The sequence below is a fragment of the Streptomyces sp. NPDC049577 genome, assembly GCF_040675635.1.
Classification (GTDB): Bacteria; Actinomycetota; Actinomycetes; order Streptomycetales; family Streptomycetaceae; genus Streptomyces.
In genome coordinates, this window is sequence record NZ_JBFAPH010000032.1 from 24,561 (window position 1) to 30,843 (window position 6,283).

General features: G+C 71.1%; 5 protein-coding genes, 1 pseudogene and 1 riboswitch. Of the genes and pseudogenes, 4 read left to right on the top strand and 2 right to left on the bottom strand.

What is annotated here, in order from left to right:
* Window positions 1-49: 49 nt before the first annotated feature.
* A complete protein-coding gene (locus tag AB0K09_RS06805; RefSeq protein ID WP_366064216.1) occupies window positions 50-1,258 on the top strand; it encodes a protein kinase in 1,209 nt (402 codons plus the stop codon).
* Between the two features lie 196 nt (window positions 1,259-1,454).
* Here AB0K09_RS06805 and AB0K09_RS06810 read toward each other — a convergent pair whose 3' ends face one another.
* Window positions 1,455-3,110, bottom strand: a complete 1,656-nt coding sequence (locus AB0K09_RS06810) for an NRAMP family divalent metal transporter (RefSeq protein ID WP_366064217.1) — start codon at window positions 3,108-3,110, stop codon at window positions 1,455-1,457.
* 290 nt (window positions 3,111-3,400) lie between these two features.
* Window positions 3,401-3,573, bottom strand: a riboswitch (M-box (ykoK) riboswitch).
* Window positions 3,574-3,757: 184 nt separating this feature from the next.
* On the opposite strand from AB0K09_RS06810, the pseudogene AB0K09_RS06815 reads away from it, so the two are divergent.
* From AB0K09_RS06815 to AB0K09_RS06825, 3 genes and pseudogenes are all read left to right on the top strand, one after another.
* Window positions 3,758-3,895 (top strand): annotated as a pseudogene (locus AB0K09_RS06815) (HoxN/HupN/NixA family nickel/cobalt transporter); the annotation flags it as partial.
* A gap of 8 nt (window positions 3,896-3,903) precedes the next feature.
* The gene (locus tag AB0K09_RS06820) at window positions 3,904-4,566 is read left to right on the top strand and encodes a hypothetical protein (RefSeq protein ID WP_366064218.1); all 663 of its coding nucleotides are present in this window, start codon (window positions 3,904-3,906) and stop codon (window positions 4,564-4,566) included.
* A 9-nt stretch (window positions 4,567-4,575) separates the two neighbouring features.
* Window positions 4,576-5,217, top strand: coding sequence for a carbonic anhydrase (locus AB0K09_RS06825; protein ID WP_366064219.1), 642 nt, complete (start codon window positions 4,576-4,578; stop codon window positions 5,215-5,217).
* 19 nt (window positions 5,218-5,236) lie between these two features.
* Here AB0K09_RS06825 and AB0K09_RS06830 read toward each other — a convergent pair whose 3' ends face one another.
* Window positions 5,237-6,214: an L-threonylcarbamoyladenylate synthase gene (locus AB0K09_RS06830; protein WP_366064220.1), complete on the bottom strand. Its 978-nt coding sequence runs from the start codon at window positions 6,212-6,214 to the stop codon at window positions 5,237-5,239.
* Between the last annotated feature and the right edge of the window lie 69 nt (window positions 6,215-6,283).

Below are 6,283 nucleotides of genomic sequence, written 5' to 3' on the forward strand. Positions count from 1 at the left end.
GGGCCAAGTTCGCCTGGCGCACAGGTGACTTGTGCCATGCTCGGGGGCTGTGGGGGACGTCTTGGGGCCCGGTGCGACGCTTGCCGGTGGCCGCTACCTGATCGATACAAGGCTCGGCAGCGGTGGCATGGCCGAGGTCTTCCGGGCCTACGACGCGAAGTTGGCACGGATCGTCGCGCTGAAGGCGATGCGGCCCGGCCTGTCGTTCGACGATGGGTACCCGGCCCGGTTTCGGCGTGAGGCACAAGCCATGGCCGCGATCAGCCATCCGCATGTGGTGGCCGTTCACGACATGGGTGACGAGCCCGTCCCGTACATCGTGATGGAACTCGTCGCCGGCCGCAGCCTCGCCGACCTGTTGCGCGCACGACGCGCCCTGCCGGTGGCGCAGGCTCTCGGCCTCGCCTCGCAGGTGCTGGCCGGGCTCGCCGTGGCCCACGCGCACGAGCTGGTCCACCGCGACATCAAGCCGGGGAACGTCCTGCTGACGGCGGACGGGACAGCGAAGGTCGCGGACTTCGGCATCGCGCGGGCCGCCGCCGCGGCCGGTACAGCCCTCACGCGCACCGGCCAGATGATCGGCACCTGGCACTACATGTCGCCGGAGCAGCTGCAGGGCCGCCCCGACATCGACGGCCGCTCCGATCTCTACTCGGTCGGGGTGTTGCTGTTCCAGATGCTCGCCGGGCGGCTCCCCTTCGAGGCGGACTCCGGCTACGCGATCGGCTACCTGCATCTCAACGCTGCCCCGCCCACCCTTGCCTCCCTGGGCATCGAGGCAGACCCTACGGTGGAGGCCGTACTGGCCCGCGCTCTGGCGAAAGACCCCGCCCTGCGCTACCCGGACGCCGAATCGATGCGCAAGGCTTTGCAAGAAGCCGCCCGAACCACACGGGCGCAACAGCCCGCCTTCGTGCCTCCGCGACCGTCTCGGCCCCCGCTGGCCATGGCTCCCCGCGATCCGCTCTCCCGCGCCCGCCGGCTACTCCTGGCCCAGGCACCCTGCGTGCTCGCATGGGTGCTTGGAGCCCAGACGGAAGGCGCCGACTGGCTGGCGGTACTCGGGGCCCTCGGGGCCTTCGTCATCGGGGTGCCGGGACTGTGGCTGTCGTGCTCGGTCGCTGTCCGCCGTCGCGGACGACTCAGCGGGGCCGTCAAGGTCCAGACGGTGGCCGGAATGATCGTTCACGGAGGAGTAGTGCTCTTCCCCCTGACGGTCATGGTGATTGCGCTGGTCGCTCCACACGGACTGGAATAACCACATCGGTTCGCCAGGTGGTCCGCCAGCGGGTAGGGGCTCCCCGGCCGGCGCATGCACCGCGCGCCTGTCTCACGCGGTGCGGGCGCCGAACCGGGGCTTCGGCCTGAAACGTCGTCGGAGGCGAGAGGCGGCGGGCCGCCTCCTCCGCCCCGGGACGGCGGCAGGCAGCAGGGCGCCGCCGTCCCCGGCGAGCTCAGTGGCCGAGCGCGAGCTGCACGATGCGGACGATCACCAGGGTCATCGCGGCCAGCAGATAGGTGCGCAGGGCGGTGAGGCCGGCCTTGCGGCCGGTGGAGATGACGGGCTTGGGCAGCTGTTCCAGCGGCGGCATGCGCCACGTGTCCTTGCCCGCGCGATCGATGCGCCGGGCCTGCGCGGCCCAGCCCTTGCGGCGGCGTCGTGTTTCGGCGTAGCCGAAGGCGAGGATGCCGGCGACGCCGCAGACCGCCATGATGTCGAGGATCTCGGTGGAGGTGATGCCGGGGAAGAGGACGGCCGCGGTCAGGATGATCGACAGGGTGACGAGGACGGCGACGACGAGGGAGGTGAAGACGTTCATGGCCCGTCCGTTGACCCAGGGGCCGAGGACGGCCTTGTCGTTGCAGAGGAGCAGCAGGAAGACGGACGCGGAGGGCAGCAGGACCCCGGCGAGGGTCTGGACGCCCTCGGTGAGCAGGCCGAGCGGGGAGCCGGGGATGATGACGATGACGGCGGCGGCCAGGATGACACCGGCGAAGACGGCGTAGAAGCCCTTGGCGCTCTTGACGCCGCGGTGCAGGGAGTGTTTGAGGCCCATGACGTCGCCGATGGCGTAGGCGGTGGAGAGGGAGACGGCGGAGGCGCCGATGATCGAGGCGTCGAGCAGGGCGATGGCGAACAGCACGCCGGCCGTCCTGCCCGCGTACTTCTCCACTCCGGTGGCCACATCGCCGGCGTCGGTGAAGTTGCCGAACTCGCCGTGGCCGGTGAACGCGGCGGCGGTGAAGCCCATCATGGCGGCGGCGCCGATGACGACGATGACGATGCCGAGCCACAGGTCGGCCTTCTCGTAGCGCATGAAGCGGGGGGTGATGCGCTTGTCGATGACGTAGGACTGCTGGAAGAACAGCTGCCACGGTGCCACGGTGGTGCCCACGATCGCGATGATCAGCAGCATCACGTCGGAGAGCCGGGCGTGCACCGGCATGCCGGGCACGACGAAGTCGTGCGCCATCTGCCCCGTGGAGGGGTGCACGATGAAGTAGACGGGGACGAGCAGCAGGGAGCCGGCGCACAGGAGGATCGCGGTGCGCTCGAACCGGCGGAAGGAGCCGGTCGACGCGGCCACCACCACGATCGCCGCGGCCAGCAGCACGCTCGGTATCTTCGGCAGCCCCAGGTACCCGACGGCCAGGGTGATGCCGATGAACTCCGTGACGATGGTCAGGGCGTTGAGGAGGAACAGGTCGATGACGGAGAAGGCGCCCCAGAACGAGCCGAACCGCTCCAGGATCAGCCGTGCGTGGCCCACTCCGGTGACGGCGCCGAGCCGCAGCACCATCTCCTGGTTCACGTAGAGCACGGGTATGAGCAGGAGCAGCGTCCACAGCAGGCTGGTGCCGTAGTTCTGGCCGGCCTGGGTGTAGGTGCCGAAGGCGCCGGCGTCGTTGTCGCCCACCATGACGATCAGGCCGGGGCCGATGATGGCGAGGAGTGTCCTGAGCTTGGCGGACAGGCCCTTGCGCGGGGCCGTGTCGTCCATCCTGATGGTGCCGAGCGCGCCGCGGATGTCGCCGAGGTGGGCGTCGTCGAGCACGGCGGCGCGCGGCGGTGCCGGAGTCATGGGTGCGGTGGTGGTCGTGCCGGTCATGACGGGCCTCCCGAGCCCTTCGGTGAGGGCGGTGTGGGGCACGCAGCAGCAATCTTCCCTGCGAGCAGCCCAACGGCCCGGGGCGGCAAGAGGCCGCACGGGTGCCGGATGGGGTATCGCGAGATGCGCGCAGGGAAGGTGGTTACCGCGTGCCGGAAGTCAGCGAGGACGTAAGGGTGCGGGGCCTGCTGTGGCCCGGACTGGTGCCATGCATGTCTCTCGCCTCCTCCCGGCCGGGGCGCACGCGGGCGCCTGACGACACGGCAAGGAGCGGACCGGCCCGTATGGCTGGTTCACCCCAACTCGTCAGAGCTTTGGCACTCCACGGCGTAGTCCCCTTGAGGGGCAGCCACTTGGGGTCACCCCTTAGGCCGGGGAGACCTGTCCTGAACCTGGGCGTCTCTCGACGTCGTGGGGTCAGTGGCCTGTGTCCGCGAAGACGCCTCACCGAACGAGGTGCCTTTTGCTTTTGAACGCTCAGCAGCATAGCTCAACACTTGCGCATATGAGCAACTGTTTGACGCAGCCTTGACCCCGTCCATAGCCGGCCTGCCCGCCTTCGGCTGCGGCGTCGTGGCGGGCGAGCACGACGTGCGCTCCCGGTGACCACGCAGCACCTGCGGTCGCCGTCGACTGCGGAGGAGACGGTGGCGGGATCGGCCGCCTCCGGTCTGCCCTGGGACGCGATCTTGTGTCTGCCCGTGCTGTTCGCGGCGGGGATGTCGCTGCTGGACGCCATCGACGGCACGTTCATGAACTTCGCCTACGGCTGGTCCTTCCCCAAGAGCCCGTCATGGTCGGGCTCGTCCTCGCCTCCACCCTGCTGAGCCCGTTCACCATCCCCCTGACCATGACCGCCCTGCCCCCGCTGCTGGACGGCGACTACGCGGGATCACTGCACCAGGCCGCCCATACCTTCGGCCCCGGCTTCGCACTCACCTCCGTCCTGCTGCCCTGCGGCGCCGGCATCCTGTGCCGACTGCTGCTGACGGCCCGCTCGCTGAGGCCCCTGCTGCACGCCACCCCCATGGCGGCACTGTGGGGCTCACTGCTCCTGACCTACGTCAACGCCAGCGGCGCCCCCGGCTCCTTCCTCCACCAGCCCCGGCCCCTCCTTCTCGCCGCCGCACCGACCGAGGCGACGGTGGTGTGCGCGCTCTCCTTCACCCTGGGCCACCTCGCCGCCCGCCTGCTGCGCCTGGAACCGTCCACCGGGTCGTCCCTCACCCTCGCCTGCGGCATGAACAACAGCAGCGCCGGCGCCGTCCTCCTCACCACCACCCTCCCCGACAAGCCCTACCTGCTCCTGCCCGTACCCGCCTACGGCCTGCTGCAGAAACTGGCCGCCGACCGAGTCGTCCGCGTGACCGGCGGGCGTGCCGGTGGATGGACACCGGCCCGGGACGGCGCGCTCCGCCAGGACCAGGCGGTGCGTCCGGCAGGCGCCGGCTCGTAGGCTGCGGGTATGACCGAGATCCAGACCCTGACGCCCTCCGACGCCTTCGAGCTGCTGCTGGCCGGTAACCGGCGCTTCGTCGCGGGAACCCCGGAACACCCGAACCAGGACGCCACCCGCCGCGCCGAGATCGCGCCGGGCCAGCAACCCTTCGCGGTGCTGTTCGGGTGCTCCGACTCCCGCCTGGCCGCAGAGATCATCTTCGACCGTGGTCTGGGCGACCTGTTCGTGGTGCGTACGGCCGGACACGTGCTGGGGCCGGAGGTGCTGGGCAGCATCGAGTACGGCGTCGACATACTGGACTGCCCCCTGGTCGTGGTCCTCGGCCACGACTCCTGCGGGGCGGTCGGCGCCGCCTGCGCCGCGCTGGAGGACGGCGTGCCCGCCACGGGCTACGTACGGGACGTCGTCGAACGGGTCACCCCCAGCGTGCTGGCAGCCCGCGCGGCCGGGCGGGTGAAGCCCGACGAGATCGTGGCCGAACACGTGGGACACACCGTGGACCTGCTGCTGGACCGCTCACGCGCCCTGGCCGAGAAGGTCGCCGCCGGCCGGGCCGCCGTGGTGGGCCTGTCCTACCGCCTGGCCGACGGCACCGCACAGCTTGTCGCGGCCCGCGGCCTGGATGCGGCGGCCACCACCGCATCCTGACCCCTTTGGCCGTGGACGGTCACGAGGAGAGCCGGGGCCCTGCGGCGCGGCGGAGCCGGTTGGCGATCGCGAGCCCCAGGCCCTCCTCGGCTGGCAGGGACGCGATGATCAGGTCGCACCCGCGCAGGTCGAACTCCCGCAGGAACCCGTACAGCCCGCGCGCGTAGGCGTCCATCGAAGCGGGGACCGCCACGACGGTGTGCGCCTTCACCGGGGTGCCGGTGAAGGCGGGCGGAAGGAGGACACCTACCTGGTGTCCCCGCTGCTGCGCGAGCTCGGCTTCGGCGACGACCTGTTCCGGCTCGACCAGGACGACCTTCGCCCGGGGCGCGTAGTGGGAAGGGTGCTGGCCCGGCACCCGGATGTGGCTGGTCGAGGGGACCACGACCGGGCGCCCCAGCACCGCTTCGAGGTCCTCGCGGGTGACACCGCCGGGCCGCAGGACGCTCGGGACCTCGCCCGTGACATCGACGATGGTCGACTCGACGCCGACGCCGCAGGGACCGCCGTCCAGCACGAAGTCGACCTCGTCACCGAGTTCCGCCCGGACGTGATCCGCCGTGGTGGGGCTGACCGAGCCGAAGCGGTTCGCGGAAGGCGCCGTTACGCCGCCACCGAAGTGCGCCAGCAGGGCGAGCGCCGCGGGGTGGTCGGGCACCCGCACGGCCACCGTCTCCAGGCCACCCGTGGCCTCCAGGGGCACCCGCCGGCCGCGCCGCAGGACCAGCGTCAGCGGCCCCGGCCAAAAGTGCTCGGCGAGCAGGCGCGCCGTCGCCGGCACCTCCTCGACCCACTCGTCCAGTTGCTCCGCGCCACCGATGTGGACGATCAGCGGGTGCGTGGGCGGCCGCCCCTTGGCCTGGAAGATCCGCGCGACCGCGACAGGATCCTCGGCATTGGCGCCCAGACCGTAGACGGTTTCCGTCGGCAGGGCCACCAGGCCCCCGGCGCGCAGCACCTCCGCCGCCTTCTCGATATCACTGGTTACTACCCTCACCCGCACAATCCTCTCACCACTGCGGGGTGCCCCCCGGCGGCGTCGTCACGGTGGCGGCCGGTGCAGGTG